12 protein-coding genes are annotated in these 20,108 nt (G+C 51.1%); 7 read left to right on the top strand and 5 right to left on the bottom strand.

Features of this window, described 5'->3' with window-relative positions:
- Nucleotides 1–3 precede the first annotated feature (3 nt).
- Nucleotides 4–2,631: a DNA topoisomerase (ATP-hydrolyzing) subunit A gene (gene gyrA, locus A7098_RS20625; protein ID WP_001281237.1), complete on the bottom strand. Its 2,628-nt coding sequence runs from the start codon at nt 2,629–2,631 to the stop codon at nt 4–6.
- 146 nt (nt 2,632–2,777) lie between these two features.
- Between gyrA and ubiG the strand changes: the two genes are divergently transcribed.
- Nucleotides 2,778–3,500 carry a bifunctional 2-polyprenyl-6-hydroxyphenol methylase/3-demethylubiquinol 3-O-methyltransferase UbiG gene (ubiG, locus tag A7098_RS20620; RefSeq protein ID WP_000990776.1) on the top strand — a complete coding sequence of 241 codons (723 nt, stop codon included), beginning with the start codon at nt 2,778–2,780 and terminating at the stop codon, nt 3,498–3,500.
- 306 nt (nt 3,501–3,806) lie between these two features.
- Here ubiG and yfaL read toward each other — a convergent pair whose 3' ends face one another.
- Nucleotides 3,807–7,535, bottom strand: coding sequence for an AIDA-I family autotransporter adhesin YfaL/EhaC (yfaL, locus tag A7098_RS20615; RefSeq protein WP_105281373.1), 3,729 nt, complete (start codon nt 7,533–7,535; stop codon nt 3,807–3,809).
- Nucleotides 7,536–8,215: 680 nt separating this feature from the next.
- Here yfaL and nrdA point away from each other — a divergent pair.
- The 3 genes from nrdA (at nt 8,216) to yfaE (ending at nt 11,974) form a co-directional block, all read left to right on the top strand.
- Nucleotides 8,216–10,501, top strand: coding sequence for a class 1a ribonucleoside-diphosphate reductase subunit alpha (gene nrdA, locus A7098_RS20605; RefSeq protein WP_001075191.1), 2,286 nt, complete (start codon nt 8,216–8,218; stop codon nt 10,499–10,501).
- An 88-nt stretch (nt 10,502–10,589) separates the two neighbouring features.
- Nucleotides 10,590–11,720 (top strand): class Ia ribonucleoside-diphosphate reductase subunit beta, encoded by a 1,131-nt coding sequence (gene nrdB / locus A7098_RS20600; RefSeq protein ID WP_000332038.1) that lies wholly within the window; start codon nt 10,590–10,592, stop codon nt 11,718–11,720.
- Nucleotides 11,720–11,974: a ferredoxin-like diferric-tyrosyl radical cofactor maintenance protein YfaE gene (yfaE, locus tag A7098_RS20595; protein WP_096979870.1), complete on the top strand. Its 255-nt coding sequence runs from the start codon at nt 11,720–11,722 to the stop codon at nt 11,972–11,974. Before nrdB ends, yfaE begins: the two co-directional genes overlap by 1 nt.
- A 53-nt stretch (nt 11,975–12,027) precedes the next feature.
- On the opposite strand, the gene inaA is transcribed toward yfaE, so the two are convergent.
- From inaA to glpT, 3 genes are all read right to left on the bottom strand, one after another.
- Nucleotides 12,028–12,678, bottom strand: coding sequence for a lipopolysaccharide kinase InaA (inaA, locus tag A7098_RS20590; RefSeq protein ID WP_105281372.1), 651 nt, complete (start codon nt 12,676–12,678; stop codon nt 12,028–12,030).
- Between the two features lie 239 nt (nt 12,679–12,917).
- Nucleotides 12,918–13,994: a glycerophosphodiester phosphodiesterase gene (gene glpQ / locus A7098_RS20585; RefSeq protein ID WP_032225747.1), complete on the bottom strand. Its 1,077-nt coding sequence runs from the start codon at nt 13,992–13,994 to the stop codon at nt 12,918–12,920.
- Nucleotides 13,995–13,998: 4 nt separating this feature from the next.
- Nucleotides 13,999–15,357 (bottom strand): glycerol-3-phosphate transporter, encoded by a 1,359-nt coding sequence (gene glpT, locus A7098_RS20580; RefSeq protein WP_000948734.1) that lies wholly within the window; start codon nt 15,355–15,357, stop codon nt 13,999–14,001.
- A gap of 273 nt (nt 15,358–15,630) precedes the next feature.
- Here glpT and glpA point away from each other — a divergent pair, with 273 nt between their 5' ends.
- From glpA to glpC, 3 genes are read left to right on the top strand one after another with little or no spacing between them, the layout of a single operon-like run.
- Entirely contained in the window at nt 15,631–17,259 is a 1,629-nt protein-coding gene (gene glpA / locus A7098_RS20575) for an anaerobic glycerol-3-phosphate dehydrogenase subunit A (RefSeq protein ID WP_105281371.1), read from the top strand.
- A complete protein-coding gene (gene glpB, locus A7098_RS20570) occupies nt 17,249–18,508 on the top strand; it encodes a glycerol-3-phosphate dehydrogenase subunit GlpB (RefSeq protein WP_105281370.1) in 1,260 nt (419 codons plus the stop codon). The genes glpA and glpB overlap by 11 nt, the downstream gene beginning before the upstream one ends.
- Nucleotides 18,505–19,695, top strand: a complete 1,191-nt coding sequence (gene glpC, locus A7098_RS20565) for an anaerobic glycerol-3-phosphate dehydrogenase subunit GlpC (RefSeq protein ID WP_105281369.1) — start codon at nt 18,505–18,507, stop codon at nt 19,693–19,695. Before glpB ends, glpC begins: the two co-directional genes overlap by 4 nt.
- The last annotated feature ends 413 nt before the right edge of the window (nt 19,696–20,108 follow it).

Here is a 20,108-nt window from a genome sequence, read left to right as displayed (position 1 = left end):
AAATTATTCTTCTTCTGGCTCGTCGTCAACGTCCACTTCCGGAGCGATTTCATCGTCCCCTTCCGCAGCACTGCCATCGATGGTATCCAGATCTTCCTCGTCAACCGGTTCAGCAACACGTTGCAGACCCACTACGTTTTCATCTTCCGCAGTACGGATGAGGATCACGCCCTGGGTGTTACGGCCCACGATGCTGATTTCCGAAACGCGGGTACGTACCAGCGTACCGGCATCGGTGATCATCATGATCTGATCGCAGTCATCAACCTGTACCGCACCAACCACTAAACCGTTACGTTCAGTCACTTTGATGGAGATAACCCCTTTCGTCGCACGCGACTTAGTTGGGTATTCCGCCACCGCAGTACGTTTACCGTAACCGTTTTGTGTTGCAGTAAGGATTGCGCCATCGCCACGCGGTACGATCAGAGACACGACTTTATCGCCTTCGCCTAAACGAATACCGCGAACACCCGTGGTGTTGCAGCCCATCGCACGGACAGAAGACTCTTTAAAGCGCACCACTTTACCTTCGGCGGAGAACAGCATTACTTCGTCTTCGCCACTGGTCAGATCAACGCCGATCAGCTCATCGCCTTCAACCAGCTTGATCGCCACTTTACCGGCGGTACGCAGACGGTTGAATTCGGTGAGGACGGTTTTCTTCACAGTACCGTTAGCAGTCGCCATGAAGACTTTCACGCCTTCTTCAAACTCGGTCACAGGCAGGATCGCGGTGATACGTTCGTCCTGTTCCAGCGGCAGCAGGTTGACGATCGGACGACCACGTGCACCACGAGAAGCTTCCGGCAACTGATAAACCTTCATCGAATAGACGCGACCACGGCTGGAGAAGCACAGAATATGGTCGTGGGTGTTCGCCACCAGCAGTCGGTCGATAAAGTCTTCTTCTTTAATACGTGCGGCAGATTTACCTTTCCCGCCACGACGCTGCGCTTCGTATTCCGAAAGCGGCTGGTACTTCACGTAGCCCTGGTGAGAGAGCGTCACGACCACATCTTCCTGAGTGATCAGATCTTCCAGGTTGATGTCTGCGCTGTTGGCAGTGATTTCAGTACGACGTTTGTCGCCGAACTGTTCACGAACCAGTTCCAGCTCTTCGCGGATCACTTCCATCAGACGATCGGCGCTACCCAGAATACGCAGCAGTTCCGCGATCTGATCCAGCAGTTCTTTGTATTCGTCGAGCAGTTTTTCGTGCTCAAGGCCGGTCAGTTTCTGCAAACGCAGATCCAGAATTGCCTGAGCTTGCTGTTCGGTCAGGTAGTACAGACCGTCACGCACGCCGAACTCTGGCTCCAGCCATTCCGGACGCGCAGCATCGTCACCCGCACGCTCCAGCATCGCGGCAACGTTGCCCAGCTGCCACGGATTAGCAACCAGCGCGGTTTTCGCTTCTGCAGGCGTCGGCGCATGACGGATCAGTTCAATGATCGGGTCGATGTTCGCCAGTGCTACGGCTAATGCTTCAAGAATATGAGCACGATCGCGGGCTTTACGCAGTTCGAAAATGGTACGACGGGTCACCACTTCGCGACGGTGACGGACAAACGCAGCGATAATGTCTTTCAGGTTCATGATCTTCGGCTGACCATGGTGCAATGCAACCATGTTGATACCGAAAGAAACCTGCAGCTGGGTCTGGGAGTAGAGGTTGTTGAGCACCACTTCACCGACCGCATCGCGTTTAACTTCAATCACGATGCGCATACCGTCTTTGTCAGACTCGTCACGCAGCGCGCTGATGCCTTCCACGCGTTTTTCTTTTACCAGTTCCGCAATCTTCTCGATCAGGCGCGCTTTGTTCACCTGATACGGAATTTCGTGGACGATAATGGTTTCACGCCCGGTTTTGGCGTCAACTTCCACTTCGGCACGAGCGCGGATATATACCTTGCCGCGACCGGTACGGTAAGCTTCTTCAATACCGCGACGACCGTTAATGATTGCCGCCGTTGGGAAGTCCGGCCCCGGGATGTGTTCCATCAGCCCTTCAATGCTGATGTCTTCATCATCGATATACGCCAGACAACCGTTGATGACTTCCGTCAGGTTGTGCGGCGGGATGTTGGTTGCCATACCTACGGCGATACCGGAAGAACCGTTCACCAGCAGGTTAGGAATTTTGGTTGGCATGACGTCGGGAATTTTTTCCGTGCCGTCATAGTTATCAACGAAATCGACCGTCTCTTTTTCGAGATCGGCCATCAGTTCATGGGCAATTTTCGCCAGACGGATTTCCGTATAACGCATTGCCGCCGCAGAGTCGCCGTCGATGGAACCGAAGTTACCCTGACCGTCTACCAGCATGTAACGCAGCGAGAATGGCTGCGCCATACGGACGATCGTGTCATAAACCGCCGAGTCACCATGGGGATGGTATTTACCGATTACGTCACCAACGACACGGGCAGATTTTTTATAGGCTTTGTTCCAGTCATTGCCTAGTACGTTCATGGCGTAAAGTACGCGACGGTGTACCGGCTTCAGGCCATCTCGGACATCTGGCAGCGCACGGCCAACAATGACCGACATCGCATAATCCAGATAGGAGCTCTTCAGCTCTTCCTCAATGTTGACCGGTGTAATTTCTCTCGCAAGGTCGCTCATCTAACCGCTATCCCTCTACTGTATCCCGGATTCAAAGGTCGCAAATTATAACACAGCCGCGCAGATTGAGGTAAACCTATACGCTTTATTCACATCCAATGCCTGATATACTCGTTTGTCTTGCCAATTACGGAGTAGAAGTGCCAATGAATGCCGAAAAATCGCCGGTAAACCATAACGTAGACCACGAAGAGATCGCTAAATTTGAAGCCGTCGCCTCCCGCTGGTGGGATCTTGAAGGTGAGTTCAAACCGCTGCACCGCATTAACCCGCTGCGTCTGGGCTATATTGCCGAGCGTGCTGGCGGTTTATTTGGCAAAAAGGTGCTCGATGTCGGTTGTGGCGGCGGCATTCTGGCTGAGAGTATGGCGCGCGAAGGCGCGACGGTGACCGGCCTAGATATGGGTTTTGAACCGCTACAGGTTGCAAAGCTACACGCGCTGGAAAGCGGTATTCAGGTGGAGTACGTGCAGGAAACCGTTGAAGAACACGCAGCAAAACATGCCGGACAGTATGATGTGGTGACCTGCATGGAGATGCTGGAGCACGTCCCCGATCCACAGTCAGTGGTTAGAGCCTGTGCGCAACTGGTGAAACCGGGCGGCGATGTCTTTTTCTCCACGCTTAACCGCAACGGCAAGTCATGGCTGATGGCGGTGGTCGGCGCGGAATATATTTTGCGCATGGTGCCCAAAGGCACGCATGATGTGAAGAAGTTTATTAAACCGGCAGAACTGCTGGGCTGGGTGGATCAGACCAGTCTTAAAGAGCGCCATATGACCGGGCTACATTACAACCCAATCACAAATACTTTTAAGCTCGGCCCCGGCGTGGATGTGAACTATATGCTGCACACGCAGAATAAGTGAGATTGTTGACCGGATACATCTGACAACCGCGCCAATGCCTGATGCGACGCTTGCCGCGTCTTATCAGACCTACAAATGACTCCCCTGTTGACCGGATTCATCTGGCAACCGTACCAATGCCTGATGCGACGCTTGCCGCGTCTTATCAGGCCTACAAATGGCTCTCCTGTTGACCGGATTCATCCGGCAACCGTACCAATGCCTGATGCGACGCTTGCCGCGTCTTATCAGGCTTACAAATGACTCCCCCGTAGGTCGGATAAGGCGTTTACGCCGCATCCGGCAACGATGCCGGGCGGACAACAATTACCATTTCACCGTCATCGACAAAAATCCTGCCGTCTGGGCAAAATCATCACTTCCCTTCTGCCATGCGACGCTGCCGCGCAGGGAAACTCGCTGGCTAATATTGCCTGTTATCCCCACTTTTATTTCACCACGCTGCTTCGCCGCATCGTCGCTGATATTGCTGCCATCGTCTTCAATTTCCGCCGAATGGGGATGGTGATAATAATTCAGATCCAGGGTTGGCGTGATATGGAAAGCATTACGCCATTCGCTATGTATCCCGACACGCGTCTGAATATCATCGCCCTGCGATTGCGACACCCGCGCACGGTTAGCGGCGGTAAAATCATTCTGCTGCACGCCCTGATAAATCACCTGCGCCTGTGGTTCGATTACCACACCATGCCCCGGTAACCACTGATAGCCAGCTTCCAGCGAGGCGATGATCCCCGACGAGTGGTAATGATCCGCGCCATCGCCTTGTTCGGAAACATCATTGCTAAACCACGCGTATTGCAGCCAGCTATCCAGCCACGCCCCCTGCTGCTGGCTACCATGCTGAAACCAGCTCGAAGTCAGCCCAACGGCATAACCGTGGTTCTGGTTATCGGCGCGAGTTCCAGTCATATTCGAGCGGCTGTCGCCCTGGTTATCGCTGTAGCCACCGACAATCCCAAGCATCCATTCGCCATCATCGCCCCAGCGCCCCCTAAACAGGTCACCGCTAAGCTGCACCGTAGAGGTGTCTTCATGCTGAGCCAGTTGCCCCGCAGCCGTGTAATGATAACGTCCGCCGATAATGCGCAAATGCAGCGTCTGACCGTTGCTACCTGCGTGATCGTGTCGCTCCATCACAAACGCCTGATTTGCCGCCCGAATGTTATTAAGATATCCACCAATTTTTGCATTCAACACCGGCTGATAAGCGGGCGTGGGATCCGGATCGGGAGTCGGATCTGGATCAGGTGGCGATGGCGGCGTGACTTTTTGTGATCGCAAATACCAGTCGTTGTTATCTTCCACCAGCGTGTAGTCATACGCTCCCATATTGACGTAGCCGCTGCCCGCCAGACTGAACTGCGCGTTATTTTGAAATTGTGTGGGATCGACAGCGAAATCAACCACTTTTATACCTGTAGATGTCGGATCGCCAATGCCAGTAATGGGGTTAACCACCACGGTCGTGTTGCCAGCGGTATTACCGTTCAACACCAACCGGTCGCTTACCGAGTCATCGCCGTTTAATTCGCTGTCGAGCAACAACGTACCGCCACCGTTGTAATCACCGTTTACGATCAGGGTATCGCCAGCGACGCCATTTTGCAGGCTGACCGCGCCGAAAGTATTGCTCAGATCACCATTGATCGTCACGCCAGGAAGATAAGTCAGGCTGTCAGTTTCAAGGTTGGTATTAAGCTCGCCCGTTAACGTAACGCCATCGGTGACATTCACCAGCGTACCGCCACCGTTAAATAATGAGGCGTCGAGCGCCACAGACGTATCCTGCCCGGTTAAACGCAAAACCGTGCCATCGCTGATGTCGATAGTGCCACTGGAACTGGCATCAATAGACTGAATATCCTGATCCGCGCCAGTCTCGAACGTTGCCCCGTCACCAACCCACAGCGACGAAGCGTAAGGAAAGATATCCGCAACATCACCTTTCAGCGTACCTTCTTCCACTCGCACCGCCGACTGCGCCGTGCCGCTGGCAGTCAGTTCCAGCGTGCCTGCACCGGTTTTCGTCAGTGTGGTTCCCGCGTCCTGGTGCTGTCCACTGCTGTCGGCCATCAATGCGCCCCACTGCGTCACAGCACCATCATCAACCACAATTTCGCCATCAGCGCGCATTTCGATATCACGCCCATGACCAGCCATCGCAGAGCGAGTATCGACATCAGCCGTAATCTCCATCGCGCTATCTTGTTGATTATCAGTGAAGATAACCTGGCGGTTATAGTGAGTATCACCAAGCTGAGAATTGTTGCTCACTACCAGCGTGCCGGAAGCGATTTGTGTTGTGCCGAGGTATTGATTGTCATTCGCCAGGCTTACCTGTCCATCGCCTGCATCTACCACTACATAGACGCCTTTTTTCCCGTCATCGCCAATATGCAAATCCTCACCACTATAAAGATCGACAACGTCCTGCTGACCAATCACCGTACCGCCGTTACCACTGATTTCCAGCCCATCGTTCTCTGACGTACCGCTCTGCCAGGTGGTGAAATCGGAGAGATCTAATACGCCAGCGTTTAACACAATTGACTGCGGATCGTCCTGCATCGCCGCCAGATCCGCCGCGTTTCCCGCCAGCGAGAGGATTGCGCCATCTTCCACCACAATATCGCCGGTCAGCGCCATCGACGACGCCCCCGCCAGCGCATAGCTACCATTTTCGGCAATGGTCAGTTGCCCTTCACCTTCAATAGTTCCGCTAAACCCACCGGCATTTACCGTCACGTTACCGCCAGCATCAATATTTAAAGTGCCATTCTGAAAACCCGTCAGTGAGTGAACAAAAGTCTGCTGTGTTGCGCCAACGTTAAGTTCTGCCTGATCATCCCGATGACTGATACTGCCGACCATCAGTCCATAGCAATTTTGTGGATTACTCTGGCAACGATCATCGCCAACATTCATCAGCGAATTGCTACGCCCCAGCGTCACTTCACCGTTTTCAACCCGCATCTCGCCGGTAAAATTATTATTATCCGCATTAAGCACCAGTTCGCCTGCGCCGGTTTTGCTGATACTTCCGGTTCCGGCAATGGAATCGAGCGCACCATCGTTGCTCAGGTCACCAATAATCAACGTTTTATTACCAGCGATATCAAACCTGACCTGACTTGAATCGATGTACATAAAGCCGCCCGCCGATGCAGATGGCGCATCGCCATATCCTGCGGCACTGTTGTTCTCATCCATCAAAACGCCACCGTTGTAGCTGTAGCTGGCATCAACCGAAATATCAATAAGATAGGGAGAGTTCGTACTACTGCTATAAATTGCGCCACCGTAACCTTCAGCAATATTATCTGTAAACGTGGTGTTATTAATTATTGTGAACTCTGATGGGTGAATGGTTTCCGTATTATTATCAGTGATATCGATAGCGCCACCATCGCCATCACTGTAACTTGTTGATGTATATGCCCGATTATGATTAAAAATCGTATTATTTAAGTAAATATTATTATTAATCGAATAAATTGCGCCACCTTTGCCGTCGTTAGCAATATTACCTGTAAATACAGCATTGGTAACGCTAAGATCAATATCACCAGCGTCATTTGTACCCGCAGAATAGATTGCCCCGCCATATCCTCCTGCCACATTACTGTCGAAGATAACCTGAGTAAGATTCAGCGTTGAGTTTTCTTTCGCAAAAATAGCACCTCCATTATTATATTCACCACTCACGGTATTATTTTCGAACAGAGTCATACCTGTTCCACCTTGTGCTGACAATATGAAATCAGCTCCTTGTTGTAAAAATACCGCCCCGCCACTGGCATCATTTGCCATAGAGGAAAAAATAAGCCATTGCCCGTCAGCAACACTCCAGGTCTGCATACTACCTGAGAGGCTCTGGCGACTGGCCAGGCAACTGGTAGAAACATTAACCCCCTGACATGAAGACAGAATCTGCGACGCCGCGTTTGCACGCGTAAACACGCAAGCAACGACAGCCAGGAAAATTAACAGATATCCTTTCCTGATAAAAATAATCCATTTTTTATTCATGATCTGACAGCCTGTGAGAAATAACAGGCTATCATTAAAAGGCATATTGCGATTGTAGATAATAACCAATTGTAAACAAGAAATTTTTAAAATAAGCGTACCAGCAATAATATTTACAGAAAGGAATTAATTATTTCTTTCAAAGTTTACCTGATTATTAAACAATGATAATTAAAACATATTAAACTGATTAATTCATTTCTTGTTTACCTGGAATAATCAATATCGCAAACTTTTATTTTACATCTACTGATTAAAAAATATCTGTTTCGTGAACCACACCTCTTTACATTTGCTCACATCATAAACATAACAATAAGTGTCGACGTGATATGAGTTTGTGATGGTATCAATTTTCGCCACATCTGACATAAGCGCAATAAATAACCTGGATCAATAATTATCTTAAATTGAACGTTCAAGAAATCACCGAACGGTTATTTTTAACAATTTTTTCTCTTCCCATTGACTTTCCCGAACACCTTGTCTGACCTAAGGTGCGTGGAAGCCGCCTTTTCCGTCGCGAGTTATCCACAAAGTTATACACTTGCAAGAGGGCCATTTTCACACTATCTTGCAGTGAATCCCAAACATACCCCCTATATATAGTGTTTGTAGCGACTTCCCTCACTACAGGTAGTCTGCATGAAACTATTTCGGAAAGAACAGGTACTACATACATGAATCAGAATCTGCTGGTGACAAAGCGCAACGGTAGCACAGAGCGCATCAATCTCGACAAAATCCATCGCGTTCTGGATTGGGCGGCAGAAGGACTGCATAACGTTTCGATTTCCCAGGTCGAACTGCGCTCCCACATTCAGTTTTATGACGGTATCAAGACTTCTGACATCCACGAAACCATTATCAAGGCTGCCGCAGACCTGATCTCCCGTGAAGCACCGGATTATCAGTACCTCGCCGCGCGCCTGGCAATTTTCCACCTGCGTAAAAAAGCCTACGGCCAGTTTGAGCCGCCTGCGCTGTATGACCATGTGAAGAAAATGGTCGAAATGGGCAAATACGATAATCATCTGCTGGAAGACTACACGGAAGAAGAGTTCAAGCAGATGGACACGTTTATCGATCACGACCGTGATATGACCTTCTCTTACGCTGCCGTTAAGCAACTGGAAGGCAAATATCTGGTACAAAACCGCGTAACCGGCGAGATCTACGAAAGCGCCCAGTTCCTGTATATTCTGGTTGCTGCCTGCCTGTTCTCAAACTATCCGCGTGAAACCCGTCTGCAATATGTGAAGCGTTTTTACGACGCGGTTTCCACATTTAAAATTTCGCTGCCGACGCCAATCATGTCCGGCGTGCGTACCCCGACTCGTCAGTTCAGCTCCTGCGTACTGATCGAATGCGGCGACAGCCTGGATTCCATCAACGCGACTTCCAGCGCGATTGTAAAATACGTTTCCCAGCGTGCGGGTATCGGTATCAACGCCGGGCGTATTCGTGCGCTGGGTAGCCCGATTCGCGGTGGCGAAGCGTTCCACACCGGTTGTATTCCGTTCTACAAACATTTCCAGACGGCGGTGAAATCCTGCTCTCAGGGCGGTGTGCGCGGCGGTGCAGCAACGCTGTTCTACCCAATTTGGCATCTGGAAGTAGAAAGCCTGCTGGTGCTGAAAAACAACCGTGGGGTTGAAGGCAACCGCGTCCGTCATATGGACTACGGGGTACAAATCAACAAACTGATGTATACCCGCCTGCTGAAAGGTGAAGATATCACTCTGTTCAGCCCGTCCGACGTACCGGGGCTGTACGACGCGTTCTTCGCCGATCAGGAAGAGTTTGAACGTCTGTATACCAAATATGAGAAAGACGACAGCATCCGCAAGCAGCGTGTGAAAGCCGTTGAGCTGTTCTCGCTGATGATGCAGGAACGTGCGTCTACCGGTCGTATCTATATTCAGAACGTTGACCACTGCAACACCCACAGCCCGTTTGATCCGGCTATTGCACCAGTGCGCCAGTCTAACCTGTGCCTGGAAATCGCCCTGCCGACCAAACCGCTCAATGACGTCAACGACGAAAACGGTGAAATCGCGCTGTGTACGCTGTCTGCTTTCAACCTGGGCGCAATTAATAGCCTGGATGAACTGGAAGAGCTGGCGATTCTGGCGGTACGCGCACTCGACGCGTTGCTGGATTATCAGGACTACCCGATCCCGGCAGCCAAACGCGGAGCGATGGGTCGTCGCACGCTGGGTATTGGTGTAATCAACTTCGCTTACTACCTGGCGAAGCACGGTAAACGCTACTCCGACGGCAGCGCCAACAACTTGACGCATAAAACCTTCGAAGCCATTCAGTATTACCTGCTGAAAGCGTCTAACGAGCTGGCGAAAGAGCAAGGCGCGTGTCCGTGGTTTAACGAAACCACTTACGCGAAAGGCATCCTGCCGATCGATACCTACAAGAAAGATCTGGATGCTATCGCCAATGAACCGCTGCATTACGACTGGGAAGCGTTGCGTGAGTCAATCAAAACGCACGGCCTGCGTAACTCCACGCTTTCTGCTCTGATGCCGTCCGAGACCTCTTCGCAGATCTCCAACGCCACTAACGGTATTGAGCCGCCGCGCGGTTACGTCAGCATTAAAGCGTCGAAAGACGGTATTCTGCGCCAGGTGGTGCCTGACTACGAACACCTGCACGACGCCTATGAGCTGCTGTGGGAAATGCCGGGTAACGATGGCTACCTGCAACTGGTGGGTATCATGCAGAAATTTATCGATCAGTCGATCTCTGCTAACACCAACTACGATCCGTCACGTTTCCCGTCAGGAAAAGTGCCGATGCAGCAGTTGCTGAAAGACCTGCTCACCGCCTACAAATTCGGGGTCAAAACGCTGTATTATCAGAACACCCGTGACGGCGCTGAAGACGCGCAGGACGATCTGGTGCCGTCAATCCAGGACGATGGCTGCGAAAGCGGCGCATGTAAGATCTGATAATCCCCCAGCCTTTGCACCAAACCGTCCCCTCTCCCCTTGCGGGAGAGGGTTAGGGTGAGGGGTAATAAAACCACAGGACACATTCATGGCATATACCACCTTTTCACAGACGAAGAATGATCAGCTCAAAGAACCCATGTTCTTTGGTCAGCCGGTCAACGTGGCTCGCTACGATCAGCAAAAATATGAAATCTTCGAAAAATTGATCGAAAAGCAGCTCTCTTTCTTCTGGCGCCCGGAAGAAGTTGACGTCTCCCGCGACCGTATCGATTATCAGGCGCTGCCGGAGCACGAAAAACACATCTTTATCAGCAACCTGAAATATCAGACGCTGCTGGATTCCATTCAGGGTCGTAGCCCGAACGTGGCGCTGCTGCCGCTGATTTCCATTCCCGAACTGGAAACCTGGGTAGAAACCTGGGCGTTTTCGGAAACAATTCACTCCCGCTCCTACACGCACATCATTCGTAATATCGTTAACGATCCGTCTGTTGTGTTTGACGATATCGTCACCAACGAGCAGATCCAGAAACGCGCGGAAGGGATTTCAGCTTACTACGACGAACTGATCGAAATGACCAGTTACTGGCATCTGCTTGGCGAAGGCACTCATACCGTCAACGGCAAAACCGTGACCGTTAGCCTGCGCGAGCTGAAGAAAAAACTGTATCTCTGCCTGATGAGCGTTAACGCGCTGGAAGCGATTCGTTTCTACGTCAGCTTCGCTTGCTCTTTCGCATTCGCTGAACGTGAGCTGATGGAAGGCAACGCTAAAATTATTCGTCTGATTGCCCGTGACGAAGCCCTGCACCTGACCGGTACTCAGCATATGCTGAATCTGTTACGCAGCGGCGCGGACGATCCTGAGATGGCGGAAATTGCCGAAGAGTGTAAACAAGAGTGCTATGACCTGTTTGTCCAGGCGGCACAGCAAGAGAAAGATTGGGCGGATTATCTGTTCCGTGACGGTTCGATGATTGGTCTGAATAAAGACATTCTCTGCCAGTACGTCGAGTACATCACTAATATCCGTATGCAGGCGGTTGGTTTAGATCTGCCGTTCCAGACGCGCTCCAACCCGATCCCGTGGATCAACACCTGGCTGGTGTCTGATAACGTACAGGTTGCTCCGCAGGAAGTGGAAGTCAGTTCTTATCTGGTCGGACAGATTGACTCGGAAGTAGACACCGACGATTTGAGTAACTTCCAACTCTGATGGCTCGCGTTACCCTGCGCATCACTGGCACACAACTGCTGTGCCAGGATGAACACCCTTCCCTGCTGGCGGCGCTGGAATCCCACAATGTGGCAGTTGAGTATCAGTGCCGCGAAGGCTACTGCGGCTCCTGTCGCACGCGCCTTGTTGCAGGCCAGGTTGACTGGATTACCGAACCGTTAGCCTTTATTCAGCCGGGGGAAATTTTGCCCTGTTGTTGCCGGGCAAAAGGCGATATTGAAATCGAGATGTGATCGGGTACTAACGCCAGATGCGACGCTTATGCGTCTTATCTGGTCTACAACGATTACATGGCGTAGTAATACGCTTTCACCTGCTCCCAATCCGCTTTGGGGATCGGCTCCAGATATTTCTCCAGCTGGCGGAAGTCATGATGAATCGCCTTATGGCGACGCAGACGACGGCGACTTTTCTCCAGATCAAGAAAACCGGCTTCTGCCTTACCTTCTGTTTTGACATAGATATGGCGAACATAACAGCAACCATGCTGACGATTAACGCTATGCATCTTTTTAAATGCCTGCGCCACCGCTTTCAACATGGCTTGCCGTACATCATCGGAATAAGGCATTACTACGTGTTGTGAATACCAGTCAGCAATACTGACAAACCCCGCCATATCTTCAGTCACCAGCAACGCGCGCCATTCGCCATCAATTTTCACCGCTTCTCCAAAAACGATTTTCGGCACAATCACGCCAGCGCGTTCCAGATCTTTTATCACCGCAACCTCGCGCACAATCGTCGGACGCCCAAACGGATAGCGGATAGAATAAAACAAGTGGTGAGTCATGCGCTTCACGTACAACTTTTTGCCGTTGTGCTCGACGCATTGCACCCCGCTCATGCCGTTGCGGCGGAAATTCGGCTCTTCAACCCAGTCACCTTCTGTAGCCCACCAATGATTAAACTCATCGTGTTTTGCTGAAACAGCCATACCCTGTCGCCTGTCTTTATTGTTAACGACAATGACTATAGGTGTTTACCTTAAGAAAAACTTAATAAAAAGTGTTTCTTAATGGATTTCTTTTGCCGGGAACAAGTCATCCCGCTCTAAATAACAGCAAGTAAGGATAACCAACAGATTTTATTTAAGAATTAACTATGTCCACTATATGTAGGGGTGTGGATGAAGAGTGGCATCGGATGGCACATAAGTGCCATCCGACACTGAATTTACTCTTTATTGAGGAATTTTACTGCCTTATCCGGGAAGTCCGTAAACAACCCATTAACACCTGCTTTGTTATACAGAGCGTCATACAGTTGATTCACATCGGTCGTATATGCCGGCAGTTTATCCGACCGCACGGTATAAGGATGCACCACCAGCTTATTCTGCTGTGCATCTTTCACCATTCCAGTCAGTTTGATATTGCCCGGCTGTGATGTCTCATCAATCACCATATGGTAATCGGGGCCAATACCGTCGGCATATTCCGCCACCTGCTTCATGGCACCCGGCTTAAACATCCAGTCATAGCTGTAATTTACCCAGGTTCCGTCCGGCTGCTTCTGCTGAGTTTCATTCCAGTCAGTATAAGCAATCAACTGAACCAGATTGAGATTCATGCCCATTTTCGGTTCCAGCTCATTTTTAATGCGTTTCAGCTCATCAGCATCAAAGCATTGCAAATAAACTTTGTCCCCTTTGTTGGTGTAACCATATTTTTTCAACACTTCCAGCGTTTTTGCCGCAATATCCTTCCCTTCCTGATGATGGAACCACGGCGCTTTAATTTCTGGATAGATGCCAATATTTTTCCCCGTCGAGTGATTTAATCCCTGAATAAATTCAATCTCTTCTTCGAAAGTGTGGACACGAAAGTCAGACTTACCCATCGGGAATCGCCCGGGGAAAGTCTGCACTTTTTTGCCGTTTACAATATCGAAACCTTCGGTAAATTTCAGAGACTTAATTTCATCCAGCGTGAAATCTATCGCGTAGTAGCGACCATCTTTACGCGCCCGATTCGGAAAACGATCGGCGACATCAGTAACGCGATCAAGATAGTGGTCATGCAGGACGACCAGATGGTCGTCTTTGGTCATTACCAAATCCTGCTCCAGATAGTCAGCGCCCTGTGCATATGCCATCGCTTTTGCTGGCAGCGTATGCTCCGGTAAATAACCACTGGCGCCGCGATGGGCTATTACAATTTTCTCGCTATTGTCTGCCGCCATTGCACTGCTTCCCATGATCATTCCACTCATCATGATCGCCATGCTAAGGTTTTTCAGCGTCAATTTCATGCCATTAGCCTCCGTTGCGTTTTTGCTGTAATTCCTGATGGCGACGTTTTTCGCCAATCATCACAACAATCAACAAGATAACCGCCAGAATGCTGCCGCCAATCATTACCATAAAGCCGCCATCCCAGCCGAAGAAGTCCACGGTGTAGCCAACAATCGCGCTCGCCGCCACCGAACCGCCCAGGTAACCAAATAGACCGGTAAAGCCCGCTGCCGTACCTGCCGCTTTTTTCGGTGCCAGTTCCAGCGCATGCAGACCGATCAGCATGACAGGGCCATAAATCAGGAAGCCAATGACAATCATACAAATCATATCTACGGTCGGGTTGCCCGCCGGGTTCATCCAGTAAACGATAGTTGCGATGGTCACCAGAGTCATAAAGAAAACGCCGGTTGCACCACGGTTGCCACGGAAGACTTTATCCGACATCCAGCCGCACAGTAGGGTGCCCGGAATGCCCGCGTACTCATAAAGGAAATAGGCCCAGGAAGATTTATCCAGCGCGAAGTGTTTCACCTCTTTCAGGTAAGTTGGCGACCAGTCGAGGATGCCGTAGCGAAGCAAATAAACGAACACGTTGGCGATAGCGATGTACCACAGCAGTTTGTTCGGCAGTACGTACTGCATGAAAATCTGCTTCGCGGTCAGTTCCTGTTCCGCTTTTTCGTTATAGTCGTCCGGGTAATCATTTTTGTACTCTTCGATCGGCGGCAGACCACAGGATTGCGGGGTATCGCGCATCATAGCAAAAGCGAAAAGCGCCACCAGAATGGCACAGAAAGCAGGCATATAAAGCGCCGCGTGCCAGTCATTGAACCAAGCCATCCCCAGCAAGAATAACAGCGGCGGAATACCACCACCGACGTTATGCGCACAGTTCCACACCGATACAATGCCGCCACGTTCTTTCTGTGACCACCAGTGCACCATGGTACGACCACACGGCGGCCACCCCATCCCCTGGAACCAGCCGCAGAGGAACAGCAGCACGAACATCACCGCAATGCTGGAAGTCGCCCACGGCACAAAGCCCATAAACAGCATCACTGCCGCAGCAAGAATCAAACCTGCTGGCAGGAAAACGCGCGGATTCGAGCGATCCGATACCGAGCCCATGATGAATTTCGAAAATCCATAGGCGATTGAGATCCCTGAAAGCGCAAAACCTAAATCGCCACGCGAGAATCCCTGCTCCACCAGGTAAGGCATTGCAAGAGCAAAGTTCTTACGAACCAGATAGTAAGCGGCATAACCAAAGAAGATCCCCAGGAAAATTTGCCAGCGCAATCGACGATAGGTCGGGTCGATCTCCGCAGCAGGTAAGCGCGCTTTATGTGGCGCTGGTTTAAAAATACTCAACATTTATAGCCTCCGTGGCCCATGGTCTTATTTATGATTAACAGCCTGATTCAGTGGAAGAACCTGCTGTTTTTTTGAGTTGCCGCGATGTTAAGAAAACATTCATAAATTAAATGTGAATTACCGCACACATTATTAAATAAGATTGCCAAAATGTTCCGAAAGGCGCATGAAATCACGTTTCACTTTCGAATAATGAGCGAATATGCGCGAAATCAAACAATTCATGTTTTTACTATGGCTAAATGGTAAAAAACGAACTTCAGAGGGATAGCAATGAAAACTCGCGACTCGCAATCAAGTGACGTGATTATCATTGGCGGCGGCGCAACGGGAGCCGGGATTGCCCGCGACTGTGCCCTGCGCGGGCTGCGCGTGATTTTGGTTGAGCGCCACGACATCGCAACCGGTGCCACCGGGCGTAACCACGGCCTGCTGCACAGCGGCGCGCGCTATGCGGTAACCGATGCAGAATCGGCCCGCGAATGCATTAGTGAAAACCAGATCCTGAAACGCATTGCACGTCACTGCGTTGAACCAACCAACGGCCTGTTTATCACCCTGCCGGAAGATGACCTCTCCTTCCAGGCCACTTTTATTCGCGCCTGCGAAGAAGCAGGGATCAGCGCAGAAGCTATAGACCCGCAGCAAGCGCGCATTATCGAACCTTCCGTTAACCCGGCATTGATTGGCGCGGTGAAAGTTCCGGATGGCACCGTTGATCCATTTCGTCTGACCGCAGCAAACATGCTGGATGCCAAAGAACACGGTGCCGTTATCCTTACCGCTCATGAAGTCACGGGGCTGATTCGTGAAGGCGCGACGGTGTGCGGTGTTCGTGTACGTAACCATCTCACCGGCGAAACTCAGGCACTTCATGCGCCTGTCGTAGTTAATGCCGCCGGGATCTGGGGGCAACACATTGCCGAATATGCCGATCTGCGCATTCGCATGTTCCCGGCGAAAGGATCGTTGCTGATCATGGATCACCGCATAAATCAGCATGTGATCAACCGCTGCCGCAAACCTTCCGACGCCGATATTCTGGTGCCTGGCGATACCATTTCGCTGATTGGCACCACCTCTTTACGTATTGATTACAATGAGATTGACGATAATCGAGTGACGGCAGAAGAAGTTGATATTCTGCTGCGTGAAGGGGAGAAACTGGCTCCGGTGATGGCGAAAACGCGTATTCTGCGAGCCTACTCTGGCGTGCGCCCGTTGGTTGCCAGCGATGACGACCCAAGTGGGCGTAACGTCAGCCGTGGCATTGTGCTGCTCGACCATGCTGAACGCGATGGCCTTGACGGATTTATCACCATCACCGGTGGCAAACTGATGACCTATCGGCTGATGGCGGAATGGGCTACCGACGCGGTATGTCGCAAACTGGGCAACACGCGCCCCTGCACTACCGCCGACCTGGCACTACCTGGCTCACAGGAACCGGCTGAAGTCACCCTGCAAAAAGTCATCTCTCTGCCAGCGCCACTTCGCGGTTCAGCGGTTTATCGTCATGGCGATCGCACGCCTGCCTGGCTGAGCGAAGGCCGTCTGCACCGCAGCCTGGTCTGTGAGTGCGAAGCCGTTACCGCAGGCGAAGTGCAATATGCAGTAGAAAATTTGAACGTTAACAGCCTGTTAGATTTGCGCCGTCGTACCCGTGTGGGAATGGGCACCTGCCAGGGCGAACTCTGCGCCTGCCGCGCCGCCGGACTGCTGCAACGCTTTAATGTCACCACATCTGCGCAATCTATCGAGCAACTTTCCACCTTCCTGAACGAACGCTGGAAAGGCGTGCAACCTGTTGCCTGGGGCGATGCGTTGCGCGAAAGCGAATTTACCCGTTGGGTTTATCAGGGACTGTGTGGTCTGGAGAAGGAGCAGAAAGATGCGATTTGATACTGTCATTATGGGCGGCGGTCTTGCCGGATTACTCTGCGGCCTGCAACTACAAAAACACGGGCTGCGTTGTGCGATTGTCACTCGTGGTCAGAGCGCGCTGCATTTTTCGTCCGGGTCGCTGGATTTACTGAGCCATCTACCGGACGGTCAACCGGTGACAGACATTCACGATGGCCTGGAATCTTTGAGCCATCAGGCTCCTGCCCATCCTTACAGTGTTCTCGGCTCACAGCGCGTGCTCGATCTCGCTTGCCGGGCGCAGGCATTGATCGCTGAAAACGGTGCACAATTGCAGGGTAGCGTTGAACTGGCTCACCAGCGAGTTACACCGCTCGGCACTCTGCGCTCAACCTGGCTAAGTTCGCCAGAAGTCCCCGTCTGGCCGCTGCCAGCGAAGAAAATATGTGTGGTGGGAATTAGCGGCCTGATGGATTTTCAGGCGCATCTTGCGGCGGCTTCGTTACGTGAACTGGATCTTTCGGTTGAAACCGCAGAAATTGAACTGCCGGAACTGGATGTGCTACGTAATAACGCCACCGAGTTCCGCGCGGTAAATATTGCCCGTTTCCTTGATAACGAAGAAAACTGGCCGCTGTTGCTTGATGCGCTTATCCCTGTTGCCAACACCTGCGAAATGATCCTGATGCCCGCCTGCTTCGGCCTGGCTGATGACAAACTCTGGCGCTGGCTGAACGAACAATTGCCCTGTTCATTAATGTTACTGCCGACACTGCCACCTTCCGTGCTGGGCATCCGTCTGCAAAACCAGTTGCAGCGCCAGTTCGTGCGCCAGGGCGGTGTATGGATGCCGGGCGATGAGGTGAAAAAAGTGACCTGCAAAAATGGCGTAGTCAGTGAAATATGGACACGTAATCACGCCGATATTCCGCTACGTCCGCGCTTTGCGGTACTTGCCAGCGGCAGTTTCTTTAGCGGCGGGCTGGTCGCGGAACGTAACGGCATCCGCGAGCCGATTCTCGGCCTTGATGTGCTGCAAACCACCACGCGGGGTGAGTGGTATCGAAGTGATTTTTTTGCGCCGCAACCGTGGCAGCAGTTCGGTGTAACCACTGATGAGACGCTACGTCCGTCGCTGGCAGGCCAGACGGTAGAAAACTTGTTTGCCATCGGTTCAGTGCTGGGCGGATTTGATCCTATCGCTCAGGGATGCGGCGGCGGCGTTTGTGCTGTCAGTGCATTACATGCTGCTCAACAGATTGCCCAACGCGCAGGAGGCCAACAATGAACGATACCAGCTTCGAAAATTGCATTAAGTGCACCGTCTGTACCACCGCCTGCCCGGTGAGCCGGGTAAATCCTGGCTATCCGGGGCCCAAACAGGCCGGGCCGGACGGTGAGCGTCTGCGTTTAAAAGATGGTGCACTTTATGACGAGGCGCTGAAATATTGCATCAACTGCAAACGTTGCGAAGTCGCCTGCCCATCCGATGTGAAGATTGGCGATATCATCCAACGCGCGCGGGCGAAATATGACACCACGCGCCCGTCGCTGCGCAATTTTGTGTTGAGTCATACCGACCTGATGGGTAGCGTTTCTACGCCGTTCGCGCCTATCGTCAACACCGCCACCTCGCTGAAACCGGTGCGGAAGCTGCTTGATGCGGCGTTAAAAATCGATCATCGCCGCACGCTGCCGAAATACTCCTTCGGCACGTTCCGTCGCTGGTATCGCAGCGTGGCGGCTCAGCAGGCGCAATATAAAGACCAGGTCGCCTTTTTCCACGGCTGCTTCGTTAACTACAACCATCCGCAGTTAGGCAAAGATTTAATTAAAGTGCTCAACGCGATGGGCACCGGCGTGCAACTGCTCAGCAAAGAAAAATGCTGCGGCGTACCACTGATCGCCAACGGCTTTACCGATAAAGCACGTAAACAGGCAATCACGAATGTAGAGTCGATCCGCGAAGTTGTGGGGGTAAAAGGCATTCCGGTGATTGCCACCTCCTCAACCTGTACATTTGCCCTGCGCGACGAGTACCCGGAGGTGCTGAATGTCGACAACAAAGGCTTGCGCGATCATATCGAACTGGCAACCCGCTGGCTGTGGCGCAAGCTGGACGAAGGAAAAACCTTGCCACTGAAGCCACTGCCGCTAAAAGTGGTCTATCACACCCCGTGCCATATGGAAAAAATGGGCTGGACGCTCTACACCCTGGAATTGTTGCGCAAAATCCCAGGGCTTGAGCTAACAGTGCTGGATTCCCAGTGCTGCGGTATTGCAGGAACTTACGGTTTCAAGAAAGAGAACTACCCCACCTCACAAGCCATCGGTGCACCGCTGTTCCACCAGATAGAAGAGAGCGGCGCGGATCTGGTGGTCACCGACTGCGAAACCTGTAAATGGCAGATTGAGATGTCAACCAGCAAACGCTGCGAACATCCAATAACATTACTGGCACAGGCGCTTGAATAATCTTCACTGGCAGGACGTGAAAACCTCCTGCCATTCATATCCACGCTGAATATTTCAGAATAACTGCTCTCTATTTTTTACTTAACTTCACATTTCCATGTATTGACACTCGCTATCTAAAAGTAGCTTTATTATGTCCCTTCAGAAACTAATTGATATAAATAATAATATTCACCACCACATTACCTAAAAGAATAATAATATACGATTATTAAAAATTAAACATATTCACCAGCATTATATGTTTAGAATTACTTTTATAATTCCCGCAAAAAAAATTGTTTATAAATATTTATTTGCGTATATAATCCCGCCTGTTCAATATATTAAAAATATAATATTATTCCATTCATCAATATAAAAGGAACTTAAGTGAAAGCAAAAATTCTCTTTCCATCGTTATCTGGTATCTT

The sequence above is a fragment of the Escherichia sp. MOD1-EC7011 genome (genome assembly GCF_002965005.1).
GTDB lineage: Bacteria > Pseudomonadota > Gammaproteobacteria > Enterobacterales > Enterobacteriaceae > Escherichia > Escherichia ruysiae.
This window is presented reverse-complemented; position numbering and strand designations above follow the sequence as displayed.